27 protein-coding genes and 1 pseudogene are annotated in these 23,166 nt (G+C 37.6%); 16 read left to right on the forward strand and 12 right to left on the reverse strand.

Translation table 11 applies throughout. The annotated features are described in order from the left end of the window. Positions 1 to 796 precede the first annotated feature (796 nt). Both ACFX4W_RS02010 and ACFX4W_RS02015 read left to right on the forward strand, forming a co-directional pair. The gene (locus ACFX4W_RS02010) at positions 797 to 1,009 is read left to right on the forward strand and encodes a hypothetical protein (RefSeq protein ID WP_043977732.1); all 213 of its coding nucleotides are present in this window, start codon (positions 797 to 799) and stop codon (positions 1,007 to 1,009) included. A 104-nt stretch (positions 1,010 to 1,113) separates the two neighbouring features. Continuing rightward, positions 1,114 to 1,398, forward strand: a complete 285-nt coding sequence (locus ACFX4W_RS02015) for an AbrB/MazE/SpoVT family DNA-binding domain-containing protein (RefSeq protein ID WP_340448769.1) — start codon at positions 1,114 to 1,116, stop codon at positions 1,396 to 1,398. A gap of 23 nt (positions 1,399 to 1,421) precedes the next feature. On the opposite strand, the gene ACFX4W_RS02020 is transcribed toward ACFX4W_RS02015, so the two are convergent. From ACFX4W_RS02020 to ACFX4W_RS02035, 4 genes are all read right to left on the reverse strand, one after another. Continuing rightward, positions 1,422 to 2,066 (reverse strand): hypothetical protein, encoded by a 645-nt coding sequence (locus ACFX4W_RS02020; protein WP_043977727.1) that lies wholly within the window; start codon positions 2,064 to 2,066, stop codon positions 1,422 to 1,424. A gap of 469 nt (positions 2,067 to 2,535) precedes the next feature. Then, positions 2,536 to 3,438 carry an Rpn family recombination-promoting nuclease/putative transposase gene (locus tag ACFX4W_RS02025; protein WP_043977725.1) on the reverse strand — a complete coding sequence of 301 codons (903 nt, stop codon included), beginning with the start codon at positions 3,436 to 3,438 and terminating at the stop codon, positions 2,536 to 2,538. 325 nt (positions 3,439 to 3,763) lie between these two features. Continuing rightward, positions 3,764 to 4,138 (reverse strand): hypothetical protein, encoded by a 375-nt coding sequence (locus ACFX4W_RS02030; protein WP_043977722.1) that lies wholly within the window; start codon positions 4,136 to 4,138, stop codon positions 3,764 to 3,766. Between the two features lie 17 nt (positions 4,139 to 4,155). Continuing rightward, positions 4,156 to 5,337, reverse strand: a complete 1,182-nt coding sequence (locus ACFX4W_RS02035) for an Alp7A family actin-like protein (RefSeq protein ID WP_043977721.1) — start codon at positions 5,335 to 5,337, stop codon at positions 4,156 to 4,158. Positions 5,338 to 5,750: 413 nt separating this feature from the next. Between ACFX4W_RS02035 and ACFX4W_RS02040 the strand changes: the two genes are divergently transcribed. The 3 genes from ACFX4W_RS02040 to ltrA all read left to right on the forward strand — a co-directional run bounded on the left by ACFX4W_RS02040 (position 5,751) and on the right by ltrA (position 8,813). Beyond that, positions 5,751 to 5,816 carry a HepT-like ribonuclease domain-containing protein gene (locus ACFX4W_RS02040; RefSeq protein WP_322552764.1) on the forward strand — a complete coding sequence of 22 codons (66 nt, stop codon included), beginning with the start codon at positions 5,751 to 5,753 and terminating at the stop codon, positions 5,814 to 5,816. Positions 5,817 to 6,236: 420 nt separating this feature from the next. Further along, positions 6,237 to 6,419: an aspartyl-phosphate phosphatase Spo0E family protein gene (locus ACFX4W_RS02045; protein WP_043977720.1), complete on the forward strand. Its 183-nt coding sequence runs from the start codon at positions 6,237 to 6,239 to the stop codon at positions 6,417 to 6,419. A gap of 834 nt (positions 6,420 to 7,253) precedes the next feature. Beyond that, complete coding sequence (ltrA, locus tag ACFX4W_RS02050; RefSeq protein WP_483879985.1) at positions 7,254 to 8,813, forward strand: group II intron reverse transcriptase/maturase; 1,560 nt, start codon at positions 7,254 to 7,256, stop codon at positions 8,811 to 8,813. A 20-nt stretch (positions 8,814 to 8,833) separates the two neighbouring features. On the opposite strand, the pseudogene ACFX4W_RS02055 reads toward ltrA, so the two are convergent. Beyond that, a pseudogene (locus ACFX4W_RS02055) lies at positions 8,834 to 8,887 on the reverse strand (hypothetical protein); the annotation flags it as partial. A gap of 268 nt (positions 8,888 to 9,155) precedes the next feature. Here ACFX4W_RS02055 and ACFX4W_RS02060 point away from each other — a divergent pair. Next, a complete protein-coding gene (locus ACFX4W_RS02060; protein ID WP_377559216.1) occupies positions 9,156 to 9,281 on the forward strand; it encodes an FDLD family class I lanthipeptide in 126 nt (41 codons plus the stop codon). Between the two features lie 56 nt (positions 9,282 to 9,337). On the opposite strand, the gene ACFX4W_RS02065 is transcribed toward ACFX4W_RS02060, so the two are convergent. Further along, a complete protein-coding gene (locus tag ACFX4W_RS02065) occupies positions 9,338 to 10,513 on the reverse strand; it encodes a NupC/NupG family nucleoside CNT transporter (protein WP_025750788.1) in 1,176 nt (391 codons plus the stop codon). Positions 10,514 to 10,946: 433 nt separating this feature from the next. On the opposite strand from ACFX4W_RS02065, the gene ACFX4W_RS02070 reads away from it, so the two are divergent. Then, positions 10,947 to 11,612, forward strand: coding sequence for an MOSC domain-containing protein (locus ACFX4W_RS02070; RefSeq protein WP_043981053.1), 666 nt, complete (start codon positions 10,947 to 10,949; stop codon positions 11,610 to 11,612). A gap of 57 nt (positions 11,613 to 11,669) precedes the next feature. Here the strand turns inward: ACFX4W_RS02070 and ACFX4W_RS02075 are convergent, their stop codons facing one another. Further along, positions 11,670 to 12,515: a C40 family peptidase gene (locus ACFX4W_RS02075; protein ID WP_043981056.1), complete on the reverse strand. Its 846-nt coding sequence runs from the start codon at positions 12,513 to 12,515 to the stop codon at positions 11,670 to 11,672. Between the two features lie 514 nt (positions 12,516 to 13,029). On the opposite strand from ACFX4W_RS02075, the gene ACFX4W_RS02080 reads away from it, so the two are divergent. Next, complete coding sequence (locus ACFX4W_RS02080) at positions 13,030 to 13,944, forward strand: DMT family transporter (RefSeq protein WP_043981058.1); 915 nt, start codon at positions 13,030 to 13,032, stop codon at positions 13,942 to 13,944. 48 nt (positions 13,945 to 13,992) lie between these two features. Here the strand turns inward: ACFX4W_RS02080 and ACFX4W_RS02085 are convergent, their stop codons facing one another. After that, positions 13,993 to 14,643, reverse strand: coding sequence for a DUF975 family protein (locus ACFX4W_RS02085; RefSeq protein ID WP_013058258.1), 651 nt, complete (start codon positions 14,641 to 14,643; stop codon positions 13,993 to 13,995). A gap of 193 nt (positions 14,644 to 14,836) precedes the next feature. On the opposite strand from ACFX4W_RS02085, the gene ACFX4W_RS02090 reads away from it, so the two are divergent. Further along, a complete protein-coding gene (locus ACFX4W_RS02090; RefSeq protein ID WP_025750793.1) occupies positions 14,837 to 15,190 on the forward strand; it encodes a DUF4181 domain-containing protein in 354 nt (117 codons plus the stop codon). A gap of 34 nt (positions 15,191 to 15,224) precedes the next feature. Here the strand turns inward: ACFX4W_RS02090 and ACFX4W_RS02095 are convergent, their stop codons facing one another. Continuing rightward, positions 15,225 to 16,238 (reverse strand): S66 family peptidase, encoded by a 1,014-nt coding sequence (locus ACFX4W_RS02095; RefSeq protein WP_377559217.1) that lies wholly within the window; start codon positions 16,236 to 16,238, stop codon positions 15,225 to 15,227. 148 nt (positions 16,239 to 16,386) lie between these two features. Here ACFX4W_RS02095 and ACFX4W_RS02100 point away from each other — a divergent pair, with 148 nt between their 5' ends. Next, positions 16,387 to 16,899, forward strand: coding sequence for a sigma-70 family RNA polymerase sigma factor (locus ACFX4W_RS02100; protein WP_322552324.1), 513 nt, complete (start codon positions 16,387 to 16,389; stop codon positions 16,897 to 16,899). Positions 16,900 to 16,918: 19 nt separating this feature from the next. Then, entirely contained in the window at positions 16,919 to 18,082 is a 1,164-nt protein-coding gene (locus ACFX4W_RS02105) for a DUF4179 domain-containing protein (RefSeq protein WP_322552323.1), read from the forward strand. Positions 18,083 to 18,127: 45 nt separating this feature from the next. Here ACFX4W_RS02105 and ACFX4W_RS02110 read toward each other — a convergent pair whose 3' ends face one another. Beyond that, positions 18,128 to 18,547 carry a MarR family winged helix-turn-helix transcriptional regulator gene (locus ACFX4W_RS02110; RefSeq protein WP_016765035.1) on the reverse strand — a complete coding sequence of 140 codons (420 nt, stop codon included), beginning with the start codon at positions 18,545 to 18,547 and terminating at the stop codon, positions 18,128 to 18,130. 145 nt (positions 18,548 to 18,692) lie between these two features. On the opposite strand from ACFX4W_RS02110, the gene ACFX4W_RS02115 reads away from it, so the two are divergent. Next, positions 18,693 to 19,040, forward strand: coding sequence for a DUF6054 family protein (locus ACFX4W_RS02115; RefSeq protein ID WP_377559218.1), 348 nt, complete (start codon positions 18,693 to 18,695; stop codon positions 19,038 to 19,040). Positions 19,041 to 19,245: 205 nt separating this feature from the next. After that, on the forward strand, positions 19,246 to 19,629 hold the full coding sequence (locus ACFX4W_RS02120; RefSeq protein WP_013058250.1) for a FixH family protein: 384 nt from the start codon (positions 19,246 to 19,248) through the stop codon (positions 19,627 to 19,629). Between the two features lie 79 nt (positions 19,630 to 19,708). Here ACFX4W_RS02120 and ACFX4W_RS02125 read toward each other — a convergent pair whose 3' ends face one another. Then, a complete protein-coding gene (locus ACFX4W_RS02125; RefSeq protein WP_377559219.1) occupies positions 19,709 to 20,089 on the reverse strand; it encodes a VOC family protein in 381 nt (126 codons plus the stop codon). A 329-nt stretch (positions 20,090 to 20,418) separates the two neighbouring features. On the opposite strand from ACFX4W_RS02125, the gene ACFX4W_RS02130 reads away from it, so the two are divergent. Continuing rightward, the gene (locus tag ACFX4W_RS02130) at positions 20,419 to 20,586 is read left to right on the forward strand and encodes a hypothetical protein (protein WP_098247867.1); all 168 of its coding nucleotides are present in this window, start codon (positions 20,419 to 20,421) and stop codon (positions 20,584 to 20,586) included. Between the two features lie 232 nt (positions 20,587 to 20,818). Here the strand turns inward: ACFX4W_RS02130 and ACFX4W_RS02135 are convergent, their stop codons facing one another. After that, positions 20,819 to 21,748: a DUF3298 and DUF4163 domain-containing protein gene (locus ACFX4W_RS02135; protein ID WP_043981075.1), complete on the reverse strand. Its 930-nt coding sequence runs from the start codon at positions 21,746 to 21,748 to the stop codon at positions 20,819 to 20,821. Between the two features lie 430 nt (positions 21,749 to 22,178). On the opposite strand from ACFX4W_RS02135, the gene ACFX4W_RS02140 reads away from it, so the two are divergent. Beyond that, positions 22,179 to 22,436 carry a FeoA family protein gene (locus ACFX4W_RS02140; protein ID WP_013058246.1) on the forward strand — a complete coding sequence of 86 codons (258 nt, stop codon included), beginning with the start codon at positions 22,179 to 22,181 and terminating at the stop codon, positions 22,434 to 22,436. Continuing rightward, the gene (locus ACFX4W_RS02145) at positions 22,429 to 23,160 is read left to right on the forward strand and encodes a FeoB small GTPase domain-containing protein (RefSeq protein ID WP_043981078.1); all 732 of its coding nucleotides are present in this window, start codon (positions 22,429 to 22,431) and stop codon (positions 23,158 to 23,160) included. The genes ACFX4W_RS02140 and ACFX4W_RS02145 overlap by 8 nt, the downstream gene beginning before the upstream one ends. Positions 23,161 to 23,166 lie beyond the last annotated feature (6 nt).

Below are 23,166 nucleotides of genomic sequence, written 5' to 3' on the forward strand. Positions count from 1 at the left end.
ATATAAGGAGCTGGTTTTATTGATAATGCGAATAAACCTCTATCACAAAATAACCTCCTCCCTTACAGACTCTTTTATCCCATGAAGTTTTTTCTTACGTAATTCTTTAAAAAATGACCAAAAACATATGTGATTTTCTCCTATTTATCTTTTTTTCATGCGAAATTATTCAAATCCACTAATTCTGTCTCAATATCCAAATTACGGTTTTTAAGCTTTTTTGAAGAATCAATGCGAATAAGAAATAAAAGTTTCCAAAGCGCTGAAATTTTCATTGAATAATTCGTTATACGTAAAAATTAGAATGAGGGTATAGGAGATAGTTCGATGAAGCGTAACAAAATATACCGTCCGTAAAAGTATACGTTTACGGAATGTGTGTTTGTATAAAAAATTATCATTCTCGACGTTCGTTTAAAATTGAAAACAATTTATGAACGTTCTTTAAAATGCATGTAGTTTTACAAACGACTTTAGCAAAGTAATAGATTGAAAAGTCTACTTTCTATAATCAAATTTATGGTAACTGAACTCAAAAAAAAAGGCCTGTATCTAAGTAGATACAGGCCTTTTTTTAACCCATATAGTTTAAAAATGGCAATTCGTATTCTTATCAGCTTATGTATAAAAGCTACCATGTCAGATATAACGCATATGTAACTAGGTTTGTATGTCTATGGATAGTTGGTATAAAATTCTTTTTTTCCATAATAGGTATCTATACATTTCCTTTTACAATTTACACTATTAACCCTTATTATGGAATTAAACTCAAAATAAGGTGGGAGATGCTTGTATGAGAGCTAAGATTGAGAAAGCGAACCATGTAGTGATGTTTGAAACAGCTGGTGAGTTTTATGCACACGAAGTGACTCAAGGTCCTAAAGTGGGTTTCTTTGCTTGCCCCTCTTGTGGAGTGAAAGTTTATCATAAACAAGATCATTTCTTTTCACGTGAACATGAGCGTACGTGTACTTATGTACAAGAGCAATCTAAGAAAAAGTTCTAAACCTGTATCTTAAAACCTAGTTTGTAAAAATAAAATTGGTTAATTTGTACATTTATAGTATAATATGAAAGTTGCGCTTATGAACATATAAAAGGAGAGTCAGCATGAAGGGACTAAGTACGTTAAGAAAGATAGATGCAGTGGGACGTATAGTAATTCCCATTGAGCTAAGAAAGCTATTGGATATAGGTAAAGATGATGAGGTAGAGATTTTATTGGAAGATAATCATATAGAGATAAAAAAATACAGAGAATCTAATGAATGTCTGATTACAGGTGAGATAACATCTCAAAACCATAGATATGCAAATAATTTAGTTCTAAGTCCATTAGGTGCAAAAATTCTATATAACGAAATAAAGGACAAACAAAAAACCTTTGAATCTTAAATTCAAAGGTTTTTTAGGTCGAACTATTTTTTATGCTGTACACTTTCTAACCAGTTTTGGATAGAAGATCCCAAGCTAGTTGCTCCTACTTTTAATTCATCCATAATATAAGAAATTAAATTGTGTAAACTGTACTCTTCTTTATAAGGATTGTTTTTATTGATGAATTTTAACACCTCTTTTAACTCCTGCATTCTTCCTGGATCCAATTCTTCTTCTAAATGGCGAGTCATGTATTCATCAACAAAATCAGAATTCCTTATGCTCGCTTCAATTAAAAAGGACGCAGCTAATGCAGGAGAGCAATCTAAAGCATAAGCTAAGCGTTTCAGGATATCATACGTTTCTCCATGCCCATCTTTTAAGCGTGTAGAGACACGCTCTTTCTCAATATTTTTGTATAGGTGTCTAATTGGCTCATTGGACATATCCCCCATATACACAGTGCTGCCAAAGCTAAATCCTCTTCTAAAATAATTTGATAGGTAGTCCATTACTTTTGAAGAAGCAAGGCCTGATATACAAATTGACTCAACTACACTTTTCACGGGTGTATTTGTAATGTAAGACAATCGATAAACACATTCTTTAAGATCAACTGGAAGTGATGGTTTTACATCTCTTTTTTTGTCACTTCGAATTTTTCTTTTCTTCTCTTCTACTCTCACATAATCACTCCTAAAATCTAAAATTACCCCTAGGACAATGACTTTTTGTACATACCTAAAACATGTATATGGCAGGGGAGGGAGGAGCATGTATATTTTTTTGTGATAGTGGAAAAAACTTATAATAGTAGAACATGAGAGGAGTCTTTTGTATGAAAATGACGAAAGAAGAAGCACAAGAAATCGCAAAAAAAATAAAAGAAAACTCTAATAAGTACGGATTGCCTGTGAAAAAAAAGAAAAATGCTAGTACAAACTAAAAGGGAATATATAAGAAAAGGTCTTCGATTTAACAAAAAATATAAGTCTTATATTTTCCTCCTATAGTACGCTGCGTAATAAAGATAAAATAAATATAAGCGAACTTACTTACAATAAACTTCAAATTAGATGAGTTGATAATGAAGAAGTTAAAAAAGAGACTGCCTAATAAAATTAATTTATTAGGCAGTCTCTTTTTTAACTATGATTATTGGTGACGTAGTTTATCAATTTCTTCTGGTGCAAGGTTTGTAAATTCAGCGATTGTTTGGTTATCTAAACCCTTTTGGATCATACTTAAAGCCACCTTTATGATACCTTTTTTTTCGCCTATCTCTTCACCAATTTGTTTTCCTTTTTCTTCTCCAAGTTTTTCAGCTCTTCGTAAAGCTGACTTTTCATCTAATAATGCTTTTCTTCGTGCTTCATATGCTAATAGCACTTCCGGATCTTGGCTAACACGTTCCCACTCGTCCATTGCTTTCTTTAATACTTGATCTTCTTGCATCGCAATCTCCTCCAATACCTGAGTGATTTCCTCATCTTCGGATGCTTCAAGTAATAATAACCATCGCACAAGTTGATCTTCTCGTGGATCTACCTCTCTGTTACGCCATTTTATTAATAACTTAGGTAGCTCCATAAAATGAATTTCCAGCATATCCGTTAAGAGTAATTTCTGCTCTCGTTCATATAACTGAAAGGTAGAGTGGTAATCATGAATATGAGATAAATAACGGAAGTTCACAATATTAATGGTGATGGTTTTACAGAGCTCTCCGTAGTCCATGCCTTCTTTCATTTGACTACTGTACATTTTAGACCAGTAGTAGAGTGTTCGTTTTTCCATGTCATGTTTATTGTTAAGTTGAATTTCAATATTAACACGGCTTCCATCCTCTAACTGTGCGTGTACATCTAAAATTGAGCGTTTATCTTCTTGGTTTTCTTTATTGAAATGCGGATCTAATAACTGCACCGTCTGAATTTTTTTATCATCTGGAAAACGGAGTGCTGCGTTCAAAAAAGCAGCTAAAATAGATTCATTTCCATGTGTGCCAAATAGTGATTTAAATGCAAAGTCGACACGCAAATCTAATCGTTTTGTCATAATACCCTCCATCATTTCCATGTTTGTTATTAGTATACCATGACTATACCGATTCCTTCTATCTAACACTTTAGGAGCAAATTGATTATCAATACGGTATTTGTTACATCAATTATTTATGTTCTTGATACAAAGAAGTATGAAGGGGTACTTAAAACAAATAGAAGTACTGGGGCTGATTGCTATTACCAATAAATAAACTCCTTATTTACATCGTTCTTTTAGTCTGAGCACGTTCTCTGTAAATATGAAAATGGAAATGCCTTAAAAATCAATAAACCACCGAAAGCAAAAAAGCCACTAGGATACCTAGTGGCTTAGTGTTTTAAAAATCACTATATTCTTCGAGATCATCGTCGTCTAAAGAGCCAGATACTTGCTCTAAATCTGCGATCTTACCTTCTTTTAAGGTTTGACTTTCTGAAGGTTTGTCTTCTAACTCCTCTTGCTTACCTACAAAACCATTAGCTTTAGCTAATTGCTTTAATTCCTGGAGTTCTGAATTGATATGTTCGAGAAGCTCTTCTGTTCTATGTGCTGATTCTACTTGGTTGATAGATGCACTATGAAGATCACGAACAATTAAAGATGAAATGTAGTCCCCTAATTTTCGAGACTTTGCATATTTTGCGAGTATGTCATAGACTTCATCACTTAACTGATTGGTTTTAATCGTAAAGGCGTTCTGACGCTCTGTCATGGTTATCACCTACGCTGTTAGGATTTAACGGCTTTCTTCTCTGCTTGTTTCTTTTGAAGATATCCAATGCTTCGAATTTCTAAGCCGAATAAATTCAAGTGACGACTATCTTCTGGAACTTTATGATATTTCTCTGTGCGTTCTTCACCGATTTTTTCATTCATGCTATTCATAATGGCTACTTCTAGTGTAGGAGCGACACCGCCACTATATACATATTTACGAATTTTATTGGCTGGTGGTGGCGCTACATCATTTAACTTCGCTAATAAAATCTCTACATAGTCTTTTAGAGAAGATGTAATTTGAGCTGTTAAATCAATGGACTGACCTGTGTTTTCATTTTTTAGTTCAAACTTTTGTTTGCTGTAGTTATCCAAAATAAATTGATCAAATGCCCGTAAATCGGTAAACAACTCTGGGAACTTCTCTTTGCGTAACTTATCAATGTGCGCTAGATATGGAATACCTTCAATACTTTGGAATGATTCGCGACTATTTGCAGCTTTTAATCCTTCTGGTAAAATAACAACATCAATGGATCCTCCACCAATATCGACCATCACGGTTTCACATTCCACATATTCATTGGCATCTTCACGGTTTTGAAGCGTTAGGTCTTTCTTTAGTGCAAAGCGTGCAATCTCGCCTTCTTTTAAGCATGCACTTTCTTCTACAGATACTTTTATGTCTTTTTCGAACCCTGGTGTATGAATGTGGAAAGCATGGTCACCTAGGAAGCGAGTAGCCATGGCTTTTTGCGCTTCGCCAAACGTACTTTCTTTTTTTAGTAACCAAATTGGTAACATCGTAGAGAAGTAGTTAATCTCGATGCTATTATCTTTTTGATCTTTCGCATGCAACGCATGGTAGTATGCAATAGCAGCTAGAAATGTCACATAAGGAATATGACTTGTAATTTTGTTATGTAAACGATTGATGTGGTTATTCGCAAGTTGTTGGCTTGCAGCGATGTCACCGACTAAGAAATAACGTTCTTTCTCTTCGTCACCGATTGTTGTAGATAGTAAGATACGCTTCTTAAATTCTTCTGGTGCTGTTACTGCATCTGTAAAAAATGAATCAGCAACATCTTTTTGTAGTTCTACAACGTTGGTTGGGAAATCAAATAGGTATCCATCAATGATATTCATATCAACGGAGTTTCCACAGTCTTTATTAAAACGTGAAATTTTCATGTTTATACACCTCATTTTTAAGTTGAACTTCTGTTGAACTCATTATACAAGAAGAAGGGCGAAAATTCAATCCTTTGGTTCAACTTATTTATCTTCAAAAACTTACATATATCAACAAATATTTTTATCTAGTTGAACTTATTAAGGGGTAAAAAAAGTATTATGAAAGTTCCGGTTAGAGAATGTGAAGGTCACAAGTAGATTATAATAAGAAAGAATGTGTGAGAAACATAACATTCTTCTCAATATAAAATAAATACATAGTTTCCATAAGTTTAAAAGGAAATAAAAGAACGTACAGAACCTATTCTTATAGCTGAAGAACGATTAGGTCTTCCTCAAACCAGCAGGGAAGCTTTTAATATGTTAGAGTCACAATCATTACAAGTGAGATTGCGTATAGAATGAAAGCTATGGTAGGGTTTCGAAACATTTCTGTTCACGATTATCAAGCGATCAATCAAGATATTCTGCGGTAAATATTAGATAAGCATTTAAATGATTTTACTACGTATACTAAGCAGATTATTGATTATTAATTGAGTGAGTTATTCTATTTAAAAAGGACAAATAAGTTAGGAGGTTTGTCCTTTTTGGTGTTTTGTAGATGTTTATCCGATTTTAACCTTTAAAAATTGAACATCTCTATGTTAAAAACAAGAAAAGTCCTCATAACTCGAGGACTTTTCTTGACTATGAAATAAGAAATGGAATTTTCATTCGCATCTACAAGACGTATTGTATCATGTATTAGGTATGAAAAATGAGCTATTCAAACCCCAAAAAAGGTATTTCAAGCTTTCAATTGGGTTTTACAGGAAAAAATATTGTTACAAACTAAAAATATAGTTATTGTTAAATAAAAACGTAACAACTTAGAGAAATAGATGATTAGATAAGTGCAAACAAATAGATACAACAATACTTTAAGGAAGGCTTTACTTGTAGATATAGAGGCAGGAAGAGAACTTATGATTCAAATAGGTTTAGAAGAAGGATTCACCAGTAAAAATACCATTGTAATTAGCCAATTCGTTGATCAATTGCTAAACCAATTAGAAGAGGCCTCTACGGCTTATTAGTTCTTATTTTTTATGAAAAAAGTATAAGACACCTCGATATTGATCTTAGGAATACTAGCTTATACACAGAATTGGCTAGAGTAAGTAAAGTAATAGATAAAGAAAGCCTTATAAATAAGGCTTTCTTTATAACGATAATTTATATTATGGTGCGACAAGAAGTCGCTTTCTTACAGTGTAGCTAACGCTACTCATCTAGACGCGAAGATGATCTCCATCCGAAACGGCATTCTTGGTAACGAGTCTGTCGGTTGCATGAGGAAATGTGGAAACAGAGGACAAATGCATGGTCCAGAATACTGCTAGGAGAAAATAGGCACGGCAAACGAAAGTGAAGGTTTGTAAGCTTCGTCAAGGTTAGCTCAAGATAATGCACAGCTTTGCTTGGGTCTTGGCAAGAGGAACAGTAGATTCATAAAGCTACTCTGATGCGTCCCGCATCTTGCCCGGAGTAAAGAACCTGCCTTCCCCTATTGCATCTGTAGAAAGTGAAACTTGGTAAGCCCTATGTCATCTGCATAAGCAGTAGGATGACTGTAAAGTCAAACAATGTGACAGAGGGTATGGGATATGAGAAAAAGCGAAAGCCGTTACCCTGAAAAGGAACAGGAAAGCAGAATGATTGTATAACTGGACGGATACTGTCGGTTTTACAGACAATGACAGGCTCGAAAGAGCGCCCACTTCTCATTGGTCTTCAACACGAAAATAAATTTGTGGCTATCTTCTAACGAAAAGGAGCGTGCTGTTATGAATACCTCTCTACGAGCGTCGGCGCACGTCTCGCATAAAGATTGGTACTCTATTGACTGGAGTATTATACAAAAATATGTAATGAAGTTACGACAAAGAATTTATCGTGCCGAACAACAAAAACAACGAAGAAAAGTAAGGAAACTTCAACGTTTACTCCTCCGGAGTAAAGCAAATCTTCTGCTTTCTATTCGTAGAGTAACACAACAAAACAACGGTAAGCGTACACCTGGTGTAGATGGCTACATGGCCTCAAAACCAAACGAACGTATAAAATTTTATCACCAGCTAGTGAAATACAATGTCTTTCGACATCGCCCAAAGCCAGCCAAACGAACATTTATCCCTAAGAAAAACGGAAAGCTAAGACCTTTGGGCATTCCCACAATGCGAGATCGAGTCTATCAAAACGTAGTAAAAAACGCACTCGAACCTCAATGGGAGGTTAAGTTTGAGCCTACTTCCTACGGTTTTCGTCCTAAACGAAGCACACATGATGCGATAAGCAACCTTTTTAATAAGCTTAACACCAACAGCAAGAAAAAGTGGGTGTTTGAGGGAGACTTTCTAGGATGCTTTGACCATCTTAATCATAAGTGGATAACGAAACAGACGTCTATGTTTCCAGGAAACACTCTCATTAAAAGGTGGCTTGAAATGGGATACGTAGAACATGACATGCTTCATACGACAACAGAAGGAACCCCTCAAGGTGGTTTGGTGTCTCCCCTTCTAGCTAATATCGCCTTATGCGGTATGGAAGAAGAAATTGGTATTGTCTATAAAAAGACATACAAACCAAATGGAGGGTACGTAATCGACCCAAAATGTAAGATCGGACGCGTTCTCTATGCAGATGACTTTGTCATCGTAACAGAAACAAAGGAACAGGCTGAAAGCATGTATGGGAAACTCACTCCGTACTTACAAAAGCGAGGAATTAATCTTAGCCAAGAGAAAACGAGAGTTACACACATTGAGGACGGGTTTGATTTTCTAGGCTTTTCGCTGCGTCAATACAAGACAGGACAAGGAAAGAAGTTATTTATCAAACCTAGTAAAGACAGTATTCAAAAAGCTAAAAACAAGATAAAAGATACGTTCACAATGATGAGAGGACGACCAGTAAAAGAAATTATACGTGTCTTAAACCCTATTATTAGAGGTTACGGGCAGTATTGGAAACATGTCGTATCCAAACAGACGTTTAGCTATATGGACAATTATATTTTCTCTAAATTAGTCAAACACCTTAAACATTTACACCAAAAAAAGTCGTGGAAATGGATTACAAAGCGTTATTTTAGGAAACCCTATCACGGTGGAAATAATAGATGGATTCTTACATGTCCACTTACTAACATTCAATTGTTAAAAATGTCCTGGATTAAGATAGAACGACATGTCATGGTAGCCTATAAAAACAGCCCGGATAATCCTAGTCTAAGAGAGTATTGGGAAAAGCGAGACCGTAAGGTCTTTAATAGTGAAAATACATTAGATAGGATGAAACTGGCAAGAAAACAAGGATATCGTTGTGCATTGTGTAAGCAGACTCTACAAAATGGAGAAAAAGTTACAGTGCGAAACCTANTTGTGCTTTCTGCTGGCGGCGTTGCTGTTCCTGATGCTTGTACATAATCGCTGCTTACATAGCCCGTGCGGCCGTTATAGTTGATTTTGTACCAGCTTCCGCTTTTACTCNCCGATAAAATCCATTATGTGAATTATATCTATGTATTGAATGCATGAGATAATAAAGGAAAATAGTTTAAAAGGACAGATGTAGATGTTTAACAAAAGGTTTTCAATTGAAAAAGCTCAGCATTCAAACGAGAGAGAAAAAGAATATAAAGAATATTGTTCAGAAATCGTGTTTAAATTTGNCTGGAACAGCTTCTGCTGCTAATTAACAATAGAGTTTTATAAAAAGGAAATGGACAAGATATAATTCTTAATAAAAACTTTCTGGGGGAATGAAAAATGAATAACGTAAAAAACCTTTTTGATTTAGATGTACAAGTAACAACAACTTCAAGTGATGTGGATCCGCAAATNCAACAGAGATATTTAATAAATTTCAACATTGTAGAAACGCTCCAGCTATAACCCCAAAAGAACCAGCCCCAACAAAAAAGCACTCACCAAAAGTGAGTGCTTTTCCATTAAATAAACAATCCAACCATAATACCTGTTAATATCGATCCCATCGTCGCGACTAACAGCATCTTCAAGCCGAACTTCGCAACGCGTGAAGCTTGTTCGCCGTTGATTGCTTGGATCGTACCAAGAACGATACCAATTGAGCTGAAGTTTGCAAATGAGATTAAGTAAGCTGATACGATACCAACCGTTTTTTCAGAAAGGTGAGGCATCATTTTTTGGAAGTCAAGCATGGCAACGAATTCGTTTGCTACTACTTTTGTTCCCATTACGCCGCCGGCTCTCATTAGTTCATCTGCCGGAATACCCATGATAAAGGCAATTGGGTAGAAGATATAGCCTAAAATGTCTTGAACAGTTAATCCGATGACGCCGTTTAATACGTAGTTCACTAATGCTAAAAGACCAACGTACGTTACAAGCATCGCTGCTACGATTAACGCAACGCGTCCGCCGTCTAGTGCTCCGTCGCCGATTGCTTCAAACAGCGTGCCTTGCTTAGCAGGTGCTTTGATATCGACTTCGTTTTCATCTTCTACTTTTACAGGCGCAACGATAGAAGAAACAATTAAGCCAGAGAATACGTTTAGCGGAAGGGCAATTAATACGTATTCCGCCGGAATCATCTGCATGTATGCGCCTAGAATCGAACAAGAAACGGATACTAATGATGTTGTTGTAACGATAAATAAACGGTTTGGTGTTAAACCTCCGATGTGGTTTTTCACCGCAATTAGCGCCGTTGTATCACCAAAAATCATTGCGTTCACGGCTGTGAAGCTTTCAATTTGAGGAAGTCCGGTAATTTTTGAAACAAGTCCTCCGATATATTTGATCCCAAAGGGTAAAATACGAGAGTAGTTTAAAATACTTAATAATGCTGAAACGAATACAATCATAACTAACGTTTGGATAAAGAAAATGCCTTTTCCTGCAAGATCTCCAAACACGAACGAAATTCCGTCGTTACCAAATGATAAGATCTTTGTAAATACACTTGTGATAAAGTCAAGCACCTTGCGACCAATCGATGTATTCATCATAAAAGCAGAGATAGCAAGCTGGATAACCAGCATAACTGCGATGCCTTTATAGTTGATAAGTTTCCTGTCGTTCGACATGAGGAATGCAACTGCTAAGATAATTACAATCCCGATAATTCCCATTAAAATTGACATTTACTTTTCTCCTTACATGTATTCTATATTTATAAAAGAGGGACGTGCATAGAAATGACTATGTAAATCGGCCTCTATTTTATACAAAAACGGAACTTTTACGCCAATTTTGTTAAAAATGGGCAAAATTTTTTAGGCCATTGTAAAAAATGACGTAATTGTAAAATAATATTTACTATGTGCTATTATGTAAAGAAACATGCAGAGATGACATAATAACTTATATTTCGACAGCCTCTACTATCTTAAATCATTTCGAACAAAAGAAAAAGAGGAAATGAAGATATTTTTAATATAATTGTGAAATATTTTTTAAACTTTCATGATATTGCCAAGATTTTAGTGGGATACACAAAAGATAAGAACGCCATCTTTAAAATGTGGTAAAATATGACGTAATTAGTAAGGGAAAAAGGGGAAGGGAGAGGTACAAATGAATGAACGTAAAATAATTCATTTAGCAACCGGAATGCCTGAACAAATGGCTTACAGTCCTGATAAAGAAATGCGTACAGGCATATGCAAGAAGCAAGTAGACGAAACGTTTTTAGCAAAAGAAGGGTTTCAAGGTGACGGCGTAGCGAACTTAAAGTATCACGGCGGTCCGGATCGTGCGGTGTGCGTATATCCGTATGAGCACTATAAGAAATGGAACGAAGAGTTTGATACGGAGCTCCCAATGTCTGCGTTTGGAGAAAATCTTGTTGTAGCAGGCATGATTGAAAAAGACGTATGCATTGGAGACGTTTATCAAGTAGGAGACGCCGTTATTCAAGTGACGCAAGGTCGAAATCCATGCGACACGATTACAAAGAGAACGGGCGTTAAAGGGATTTTAAAACGAATGATTGAGACAAGCTATACGGGCTACCTTTGCCGCGTGCTGAAAGAAGGTACGATTACGCAAGATGCGGAAGTGAAATTGATTGAAGCTCATCCAAACCAAGTATCCGTTTGGTTTACGCTTGATTTATATTTCCATCGTTCAAAAGATGTAGAAGGGATGAAGCGGGCTTTAGAAGTAGCTGAGCTGGCTGAAGACTGGAAGCATAAATTTCAAACGCGTATTGAAAAGGCGCTTTCCGTCGCGCAGAGATAAAAAGTAAATGCCCTCTAATCGTTAGAACGTATCTAACGATTAGAGGGCATTTTTTTCTTAGAAGCGTCCGTATCCTAAGAAATGATCTTGGTAGTAAGAAACATCTAGGTCAGCTACAGCTACACCGTGTGAACCAGCATGAATCATTTGGCCGTTTCCGATGTAGATTCCCATGTGAGATGGGCCGCTTGTGTATGTGTTTTGGAAGAATACTAGATCTCCTGGTTGTGGAGACGAAATTTTTGTCGCCATGTTCCAGTAGTTGGCTACGCTTGTACGTGAAATGCTGTGACCGCTATGGTTGAACACGTATGCGATAAAGCCTGAGCAGTCAAAACCGCTTGGTGTGTTTCCTGCCCATTGGTAAGGTGATCCTACTAAACTACGTGCAACATTTACTGTGCTTCCAGAAGCCGTGCTTGTTGTTGGAGCAGGTGCTGGTGTGCTTGTTTCTTGTGCTGCAGATGTAGATGCAGATGCTGTAGAAGTAGAAGGAGTTGATGTGCTTACACCTTTTACTTGGCTTGCGCTGGGTTTACCTGATGCAATTGTTACGTAGCTTGAGCTTTTTGAAATCCATTTGTTTGGTGCAATTTCAACTAAGCCGTTTGCTTCTTTTAAAATAGCAAACTCTTGACCTTGTGTTGCAGTTCCAACGACTGGAGATGAAAAGCTAGCTCCTTGACGAATATTTAACGCACTCACGTTTACGATGACTTTTTGATTAGTAGTAGTAGTTGCTTGTTGTTGAGGTACGCTTGGCGTTACCTTTTCTTGTACGGGTGCTGGTGCAGCGCCTCCGTCATTAGCACTTGCTGAAGTTGTGCTAAATGTTAGGGCAGCGGGAACAAGTAATGCTGCTAACCCCATATTCATAACTGTACGATTTGCTTTCTTTAGCATGTTCTTTCTCCCTTTCCATAACTTGTTTTATTCACAAGTGTGAGTCTATCAATCCTGACAGGAAAAGTAAACATCTAATTCCAAATTACGACATTTTGTAACATAGTTTTAATATTAAAGGGCGATATAAGTAGAATTGTCACCTTCTCTGTAATAATTCTGACAATTTATCTAGGTAGAAATGTTTAGGAGATTCATAGATTTATTAGAAAATATGTAAGCTAAATGAAAAAGGGGAGCAGAAACCCAGCAGCTGAATGGCTTCAAGGCTTTTAGGATGTATAAAAGCTATAGATAAAAAGTGATATCGTCACTAGCCATGCACTTTATTTTTTCTGGGTGAACACATAGAAAAGAAAGATACGCTGTCATAAAAGAAACTCAGTTACTATAACTGCTATACATAAATTACATCAAAAGCATCCAGTTGAAGTGAGCAAAAAAGAAGCGTAGTATACAAGGAGGAATGAACGCGTGAATCATTTACATTCATATACGTAGGAGTGGTTGTTGTATGAAACAGTCATCATCTTTTATTAATGGGATTCTTTTAGCTGCTCTTGTACTAATTTGGGGATTAACGTGGCCGATGTCGAAACTGGCACTTGGCTATTCATCGCCTATTTTGTTATCTGGACTGCGGTCATTAAGTGCGGGAATCATCTTATTAGCAGTCGCACTGCCAAGATATAAACAGCTTCACTGGAAGCAGAACTGGCGTAAATATATGGTGTCAGGTCTATTTAATTCAATCTTATTCTACGGTCTGCAAACGATTGGACTTATGTTTATGCCAGCAGGGGTCTTCAGCGTTATTGTCTACTTGCAGCCGGTGCTCATCGGCATCATTGCATGGATGTGGATTGGAGAAAGCATGAACGCTGTGAAGATAGGGGGTTTGCTTCTTGGTTTTGTAGGTGTAGCTACCATCAGCACGGGAGAATTATCTGCTAATGCTTCAGCCGTTGGAATTCTTTTAGCTGTCCTTACGGCACTGAGCTGGGCGATTGGAACCGTTTATATCAAGCGTATTAGCGACAGTGTAGATGGCATTTGGCTTATTACCGTTCAAAGTCTTGTCGGCGGAGTGGTTATGACAGCAGCTGGAAGCGGAGTGGAAGGATGGTCTCATATGGTGTGGAATTCATCATCTATGCTGCTGCTTTTATTTTTAGCACTGTTTTCTGTTGCTGTTGCGTGGCTCATTTATTTTTATTTAATCAGTAGAGGAGAGGCCAGCAAAGTGGCGTCCTTTAATTTTCTTGTTCCGATTATTTCAATTGTCATTGGCACGCTCTTTTTAGACGAACCGTTTACGTCGTCACTTCTTGTAGGGCTGGTGCTTATTATTATCAGTATTTATTTAGTGAATAAAAAAGCGAAGAATCAAAAGTTAAAGCCCTCTGATGGAGGAGACCAGGCAGCGTAAAGCTATCCATAAAAAAACCGTATTCGCAACTCGAATACGGTTTTTCGTTTATTCAGCGACTTCAGTTTCATTTGCTTTTAGCTTTTCATAAAATACGCCAAGCGAAGTTGTGACGTATGGAACGAGCCATAATAACCCAATGCCAAGCGTGATGATACTTAAAATTCCCCAGCCGATAAAGCTTAAAACAAGTAAAAAGTAGGTCCACTTGTAGCCGTTCATTAACCGTCTGCTTTCAGTAATAGACTGGTTGACTGAATAATCAGGGTTATCCCGGAATACGTAGTAAGCCTGTGAATAGGCAAGACTTTTGATGATGCCAGGAATGATTAATAAAATACTCCATAGCACGGTATAAATAATCGTTAGTAAGTAAAGTCCGAGGGTTCTAAAGTATAATCCCGCAGATGAAAACGAATCAAACACGTTTCCTACACGTACACTTTCTCCTCGCACCAGACGCAATAATACCCAGTAGTAAGAAAAGAAGAGCGGTACGAGCAGCAGGGATACAATATTAGCTAAGGTAGACTGAGAGTATTCGGTTTCGGACCCGCTTGGAAATCCGTTGATTAAAAAGTCAATAAGTCCTGGAATGCCGGCAGCAATTAAATACGTAACGAACGTAAGCAGTACGGCAAATCCCCAGCGGTTTTTCAGCGCTGCGAGTGCACCTTGCTTCACTTCTTTTATTCTCATAACTTGATGTCCCCCTCTAGGTGAGTTTATACAGAGAATTTAACCTGTACATTAGTCAATATATTAGCGATTTTTGAATATATGAATGCTTGCACTAATAAGTTGTGTAAAGATTTTTTAGAGCCTTGAAATTTATGGAAAGTTCTTTAAAATGGAAGTATAAGGATATTTTTGGTCGGAAGGAGGAACGGAAATGACGCTTGTGTATTTGCTGATTCTGGCAGTTGTTTATATCTTTCTGGATCTTGTCATGCGAAAAAAGCTCCATACAAAGATGAAAAAAAGCTATTGGAGAAGCTTTAAAGGAAGGCGTCCGCTGTTTGTCACAATTGAAATGGTGATGCTTGCTTCTTTTTTAGTGCTCATCTTCGTTATACCTCCAGCCTACACCTCGGTTTTTATGTTTCTTTTCTTTTTTCTCCTATACGTAATTCGAGGTTTCGAAGAATGGAAGTTTGAAAGAAAGCAAAAAGAGCACTACCACTCGTGGTTTGGTGCAACTTTTTTCTTATTTGGGACGTTTATATTACTGATGACGGATATGTGAAAAAACAAGAGAGCAAAAAAGTTCTCTTGTTTTTTTATGTAAAGTATTGAACGACTGTGCCTTTGTTTTTCTCTACGTTAACACTCGCATACGCGCCGTTAATAAGCGTGAGCTGAGGAGGGAGGTGGCCGCAGTCGATATCATAGATAACTGGAATATGTAAGTCAGAGGAAAGGTCATGATACACATCTTCAGCGGTGTAGGAATCAATGGGTTTATTAGCGCTGCTTCTGCCGAATAAAATACCTGAGCAGTTATCAAACCAGCCCGCTAGCTTAAGCTGAAGAAGCGAGCGGCGAAGGTCAGCGGTCGTGAGTTCACAGTTGTCAAAGTACCAAATGACCGGCTCAGCAGGAATGTATTTTTCTCTAAACGTTTTTACATCTCCAAAAGGAGTTCCTACTAAGTGCCTGATCACGTCAATACATCCTCCGAGAAGACGCCCTTTGATGTGCACGTCGCTTGACTCCGTATGCTTCCAAGTGGTTTGTTCCGTTAAATGAAACACGCATGGTGACGGGTTGTCATGCTGCCATTCTTTTTGATAGCAATCAGAAGAAACTTGAAGCACGCTTTCTCCTTTTTGGGTCGTCAGCACCTGCTGCCACATCGCAGTGGTTGGATCCCAGTGCTCTCCTCGCAAGTCCACAAAGTTGGTTCCATGAGCCGTTGCAATCCCGGTGTTAAGTGTAATAGCCAGCAAAAGAACGCTGGTGTCAGAATAGCCAAGCACCCATTTTGCTGTCCATTTTGTAAAGTCGAGATGTTCAAGCATTTCAATCAGCAGCTCGCCTCCCCAAGGCGGGATAATGATATCAATGTTTCTATCTTCTATCATGGCTTGAAGCTCATTTGCACGTTTTTTAGGAGAAGCGGATTTTGCTTTATGCTGCGTCCACACGGTTTCGCCCGGTATAACAGGAAAGCCTTTTTCCTTCATTCGTTCACACGATAAAGAAAACATGGAATGAAGAGCTTGAGGTACACCAGAAGAAGGTGCGGTTATGCCGATGGTTGGGTTGGATGTAAGAAAAGGATAGGTAATCATAGCGGCCTCCTTCAAAGGTTTTAGCTTATTTTACCAGCGAGGGAAATACGGAACAAGCTTATTTTTCATTTAATTTAGGAAGATTGATAGGTTTTGTAAAAAGAATCCGTATTAATAGATGTAAAAGCAAGCGGAAAGGAGCAATGTCATGGAAGATGACTGGATTGTTACGTGTATAACGCGAAAAAAAGAAAAAGGATTAGAGCTGTTAATCGATCAGTACGGAGGGTTAATTACGGCCATTGTACGCAAGCATTTAGGCACGCTGAAAAGCTACGAAGAAGAATGTGTAAACGACGTATTGTTAGCGGTGTGGTATCATATTGATCGCTTTGATCCGGAGAAAAATACGTTTAAAAATTGGGTTGCAGCTGTTGCTAAGTACAAAGCCATTGACTATCAGCGCAAATACATAAAAACGCAGCACGAATCGCTTAGCGAAGCGGGAGTGGGTGAAACGTCAGAAGTTCATAACATTCAAACAAACGACGTGGAAGAACTTTTAGTTCACTTAAGCGAAGGAGACCGCGAGCTGTTTAAAGCGTATTACTTACAGGAAGTTGAGCTGAAGCAAATTGCTGAAACACAGCAGACTACCATCAGCAATTTATACAACCGGCTGTCGCGCGGACGAAAAAAATTAAAAGCGATTTTCAAATAAGAAATAAGGAGGGACAAAGATGAAAAATCAATATGACTTATTAAACGGATCTTCTGTAGATTTTGATGAATATGAAGAAATTGAGCTAACGGCAAGCGAGAAAAAGCGAATGAAAAAACGTTTAAAACGTGACATAAAGCCGGCGCGAAAAAAAGCGCGTCCGCTGATTGCCGCTGCGGTGCTGCTGCTTGCTGTGACGCCTGTGATGATGCAAAACGAAACGGTATGGGCATCGGCTGTGCGGATCAGTCAGCAAATTGGCCAGCAAATTGAGCTGCTTATGAACAAGCCTGAAGGCAGCTTGAGCAGCTATAAAAAAACGGTAAATGAAACAGCAACGGACCAAGGCATTCAAGTAAAAGTAAATGAAATGATGCTTGATGACGGACAGGTGCTGCTTGGATTAACGATCAGCGCAGATGAATTTAGAAGAACTGCACTAGGGCTTAACCGAGACGCGCCAATTCGCCCAGGAGAGCTGCGCGTGAAAATTGGCAACATGTCGTTTTTTGATTCGGCTTCAAGTATTAGAGAGGAACCAATCAAAAATAAAGACGGAAGCTGGAACTATCTGTACGCTTTAAAACTAACGCAAGCGGACACGAACGGAGACGGGAAAATCGATGTGGAAGGCTACAGTGTACTAGATCATATTGATCCGAATAAAAACTATCAAATCAGCGCGCAGTTCACAAGTCTAGAATTTGAAAAGAATCCTGCTCAGACGAAAAGCGGGAACTACCGGGATTCCTACGGAGAAATTAAAGGAAATTGGACCGTGCATACAAGCGTAAACGGCTCGAAAATTATTGCTGACACAAAAGTGTATCCGTTGAATAAAGAAGTTCCCATTAACGAAAAAGGAATAAAAGGTGTATTGTCCATCAAAGAAGTTCGCGTATCGCCTGTTTCAATTAAGCTGCACTATACATTTACATCGTCAACCGGAAGCATTCGAAACGGAACGAACGTGGGCGTAAAAATAAAAGACCAAAATGGAAGAGATCTTTCTGAAAGCGGCAGTGGAGGAGGAACAGACAAAGTGCTAGAAATGGACGAAGAGTACCGAAACGACAAAGGAGTGGTTATGCTGCGATTTGTTCCATATGTAAGTGATCATGAAAAGGACTGGTCAAAAGACTTAACCTCAGACGCCTTTAATTTGAAGGTAAACAACAAATAACAAAATAAAAACCAGATGCCTGCTTAGCGTGCATCTGGTTTTTTATTAGATATCCATTTTATTTAACAAGCGAAGAAACGTCTGTAATTCTTCATCCGTAAAATGGCTAAGCTTTTCACCATATTCTTTGGTGAGTACTTTTTCCATTTCTTCTGCAAACGCTTTTCCTTTATCCGTAATGGATAAGTAGACAACGCGGCGGTCTTTTTGACTGCGTACGCGCGTGACAAATTCTCTTTCCATAAGACGGTCGCTGACGCACGTCATGCTGCTGTTTGAGATGTGCATATGCTCTGCAATCTCAGAAACGATATGATTGCCTTCTTTATACAGCAGGCGAAGCGCTAAAAATTCATTTAAAGGAATATATGATTTTAAAGTGGGGATAACCGATAGCTGCATTTTTTTCGTTTGGTTTCGCATCGTGGAAACCACATTTTGGATAAGTTGATCTCGTGTATTCATAGAGGTTGTATGCTCCTTTTTCCGTTCAAACAATTCTTTTTCTTCTATTGTACCATATTGATTGTACATAAAGAGAAGCGGCAGGTTTTTTAGAGAAAAAAAGAGAAGTAGTACATATCTGTTGCGATAGAAAGGGGCTTGAGTGATGGAAAAAGTAATTGAGTTTAAAACGACGCTGCTTCCTTTTGATGGAGCAAAAAAGCTTGTGAATGCAAATAATTCGGAAAGTGACTTATTATACAAAGAATATTATGATCCCGGAGACGGCAAGCAGATGTGTACGCTTGTGTTTGAACGCTATTTTTTTCGCACCGGCGGCAGGGGATCACTAACGATTATTTTAGAAAATGTGTCCGGTCCAAACAAAGTAAAGTGTATTCCTTCAGGAAGCGCAGAAGGGATATTAAATATTGATTGGGGAGCAAGCAAAGATTTTGTACGATGGGTAGAAAACGCCCTCTCATCATACACGTTAGAAGAACCGCAGAGATAAAGGCAAAGCTGGGGAAGGCAATGAGCTTCTTCAGCTTTTTTTATAAAGCGAAGGGTGAGTAGAGAAATGAAAAGATGCAAAAGCTACTGTAGAAATAAGAACTTTATGTGGACAATAAGCATTTTTTCTCTTTTTACCGGATAAATGAGTATAATATGAAATTGCAGGAAGACTTCACATTTACATAACAAAGGAGAACAACATAATGAAAAAACTCAGCATCGTATTATTTGTTTTAATGATAGCTATAGTAGGCTGTTCAAAAGGAAATGATTCAAGTTCAAAAGAAGTAAAAGGAACGATTGAAGTACCGGAATCAATTCAAGCAAATGAACAAGTCAAGCTTAAAGTCCTTGTGACACAAGGAGATAAAAAAGTGGAAAACGCCGATGACGTACAGTTCCAAGTTGAAAAAGAAGGGTATATCAATCAAGAAATGACAAAAGCACCGCACGAAGGAAAAGGTGTATACAGCACGGACTATACGTTTAAAGAAGACGGCGAATATATGATTACCGCTCACGTGACGGTAGACGGTGACATGAAAATGTTTACGAAAAAAGTAGAGGTAGGTAAGTCTAAAGAGTAAAGCTTATAGTTGCAGAAGGGGCTTATATAGCCATGTAAAAGAGAATGCCTCGTGCATTCTCTTTTTTAGTAAGATGGCTTTAATCTAAGTAGTTCGATAGCTCAATCAAATTGTAATCAGGATCTCTAATATAAACAGAAACAATAGGACCTACAGCACCTGTTCGTTTGACGGGTCCTTCTTCAATTTCTATATCATGTTTTTGTAAATGACTAATTACGCTTTCGATTTTTTCTTCTGTGATAAAACATAAATCAGCAGAGCCGGGAAGAGGATGCTTTGCTTTTGGCTCAAATTCATGGCCCGCTTGATGTAAGTTTATTTTTTGTTCACCAAAACGAAGCGCTATTCTTCCTTCTCCGAACGTTTCTTTTTTCATGCCTAAAATAACCGTATAAAAGTGAGTCGTTTTTTCAACGTCTTTTACCGTTAGCACAAAATGGTCTAATTTTTTAATCATTTCGTTTCCTCCTCACAATGTAAGCTTTCTTTCTCTGACGATAGGGTAAGTACTGGGTGAGCTTTGAGAAATTTTTCTATAAATAAGTATATCATTTGTAAAAAGGAGAATAGACAAAGACAGCTGTATGTCTATTTTCAGTTCAAAAGAGTGTTTTATAAATAGCTTGTTTTTTTAAATATTGTGGTTTTACACAATGCATTAAAGATTTATGGGATTTTATGTTAATATTAGATGAGAAGTGGCATTTATTTTAGTAACTTGGTCTGGAAAGTTTGTTGATTAGATGTGTTAAAAATTTAAATATATATATGAATGGAGAGGCTCGTATGTCTATGGGGATACTTTCTTTAATCACTTTTGTTGTCTGGTTTGCAGCCATTCAAGAGTTTTTAAAACCTGAAAAGAATCAGAGTAACCGAAAAATAATGATGTTAACATCCGCAGGCTCCTTGCTGACGTTAGTTCTGACCATTTCACTTTTTCAAACGCTATAAAAATACCTCAAAAAGCAGTTTTCCTCGGCTATCAGCAGCGTAATGTAGGCAGCCCTGAGTTCTTCCATGGCTGTATAATTTGATTTTCTGCAATATCCGAAAAAATGATGGTAAAAGGGAAGGGGATTAGGAATAACCTTTCTTTTTTGCTCCGCTTATTTTGCAGAAAAAAAGAAAAAGAAGCTTATGAACTGATGATTCGTAAGCTTCTTTTTTGTTTTATACGATTATCTTATTTATAAACGCTGGACGGGATTTTAAACGTATGAATGCCGTTAGAATAAGGGCCGTACTCATACTCACCAAATATAATGGCAATGCCGCTACTTGTGTAGTAAAACTGATCTTCTTTTAAGTTTACAGACTTAAATTCATTAACCCAGAACTGAGCACCTTTTTTATTGCGAGCAATCATTTCATTACGAATATAGTTATTAACTTTATTCAACTTAGTGTTGTTGTTAATAATATCTTTTAAGCTAATTTGTCGAGCTTTCAACAAATCGTAATTATAAGTATCAATCCAAGCGTTGCCGTGAGCGCCGCCAGCGTACGCATCATTCGTAATAGCAACACTTAAAATATTATCTTGGTTGTAAGGTACAGAGTATGTCATATTACGAGAATAAGGACCTGGTGCCCAGCCGTTTTTGCGGTCTTCCTTTTCCTGTTCTTTTAGCTCGTTGTGTTCTTTTTGTGCTTCTTTCGCAATGTTTAAAAATTTTCGATTATAGCTAGCCTCAAATGGTTTATTGATAAGGCCGGATACCTGCGGATAGCTAATGTTGCTTGCTAAAGATTTCTTCGTAACCGTTACTCCTAGTGCTTGAATTTTGTCACTAGGTGCTTTTTCATACTTAATACTTGATGACTTCTGAGCATAGGTACCCTTTGATACCCCATACAGACCACCAAATTTGCTGGACTCAGAATACACGCGGAATACTTGCCCTTTTGTCACTTTTCTAGCCGCTACTAACTTGTTGTTTTTAATGTTGTAAAGATTCGTGTTCTTTAAAACGGTAACGCGTCCTATTTGCCCTTTAACCAGTTCCTGATTCCCCCACACGACTTTTGCTTCTGCAACTGTTTGCGGAGCAAGCGGTGAGAATAACAAAGCCAAACCTAAAACAACTGCGCTAACTCTTTTGAACTTTTTCATAAAAGCCCCCTAAAGTGATTTTTTGAGGTTTTAAAGCTAATCAATACTTTATTTTCAAAAAAACCCATTTACTAGTATAGCATATTTTTACAGTTTTTCACTTTTGTTAATTCGTGTTTACTAAATTATTTTTCGACTTGATTCCTCTTATTAAATGATTAAATAAAATAGCCGGCGCACTTTATGCCTTCAGTAGAAATAAGAAAAAACACAGTATTTTACCCTAGACTAAAAAAGTTTCCTGTGGTAAACTTTCGGTATCATGACAGTAAAAACTGAAAATTTTAAATAAATTATGCTGACATGTTCATTTTTCTGCACAAGCAGAATACCCTATTAAAAATCAACGAGCATATTTTTTTTACCTTAAAAGTTGGTCTGGTGAAAAAAACATAACCTTAGGTAAAAAATGAGAAAGGACGAAAAATAGATGGCTAGTGTAAATAATTATCCATTGTCTACATTTACGACAGGTGAAACGGTACAGCTAGAGCGAATCGAAATCGAAGGTGCCTTAAAGCGACGCTTGTTAGATTTAGGATTTATTCCAGGAGCAATTATCAAAGTGCTTCAAAAAAGCCCGTTAGGAGATCCTGTTGCCTATCAAGTCAGTCATACAACGATTGGTCTCAGAAAAGAAGAGAGCTCAAAAATTTATGTAAAAAAAGTAGGTGACGACGGTGAGTAAGTATCGTATTGCATTAGCAGGAAATCCGAACACAGGAAAAAGTACGTTATTTAATAGCTTAACCGGTCTTAAGCAGCATACGGGAAACTGGACGGGAAAAACCGTAGCCAAAGCAGAAGGGACGTTTGAACATCACCAGCAGCTCTACACAATCGTTGATTTACCTGGAACGTATTCACTTTATTCAAACTCAGCGGACGAAGAAGTAGCGCGTGACTATATTTTATTTGAAAGACCTGACGTTACGGTTGTGGTGGTCGATGCAACGGCGATGGAGCGAAATCTTAATCTAGCCCTGCAGGTAATGGAAATGACGGAAAACGTCGTGATTTGCGTGAACTTAATGGATGAAGCAAAGAAAAAAGGAATTGTGATTAATGAAAAAAAGCTCGCTGAATCGTTAGGCGTACCGGTTGTGCCTATATCAGCTCGCAATAAAAAAGGAATTACGAATTTGCTGGATGCGATTGAAGGAGTCGTGCGAGGGCAAGTAAATCTTAATCCTTACCAGGTGCAGTACACAAAAGAAATTGAAGCGTCACTAAAGGAGCTAGAACCTCAAGTCGCTTCTATTGTGGGAAATCAATTTCCTCTACGCTGGATTGCTTTACGGGTTCTTGATGGAGACACGTCATTTTTAGAAACCATTCAGCAGCGTCAGCAGCAAGATATCAGTCACACAGAAAGGAGGAACAGCGCATATGGGAAATCCGTTAACTCCTGAAAACTC

Origin of the sequence: Priestia sp. YIM B13489 (assembly GCF_042787645.1) — a bacterium.
Taxonomy (GTDB): Bacteria; Bacillota; Bacilli; order Bacillales; family Bacillaceae_H; genus Priestia; species Priestia megaterium.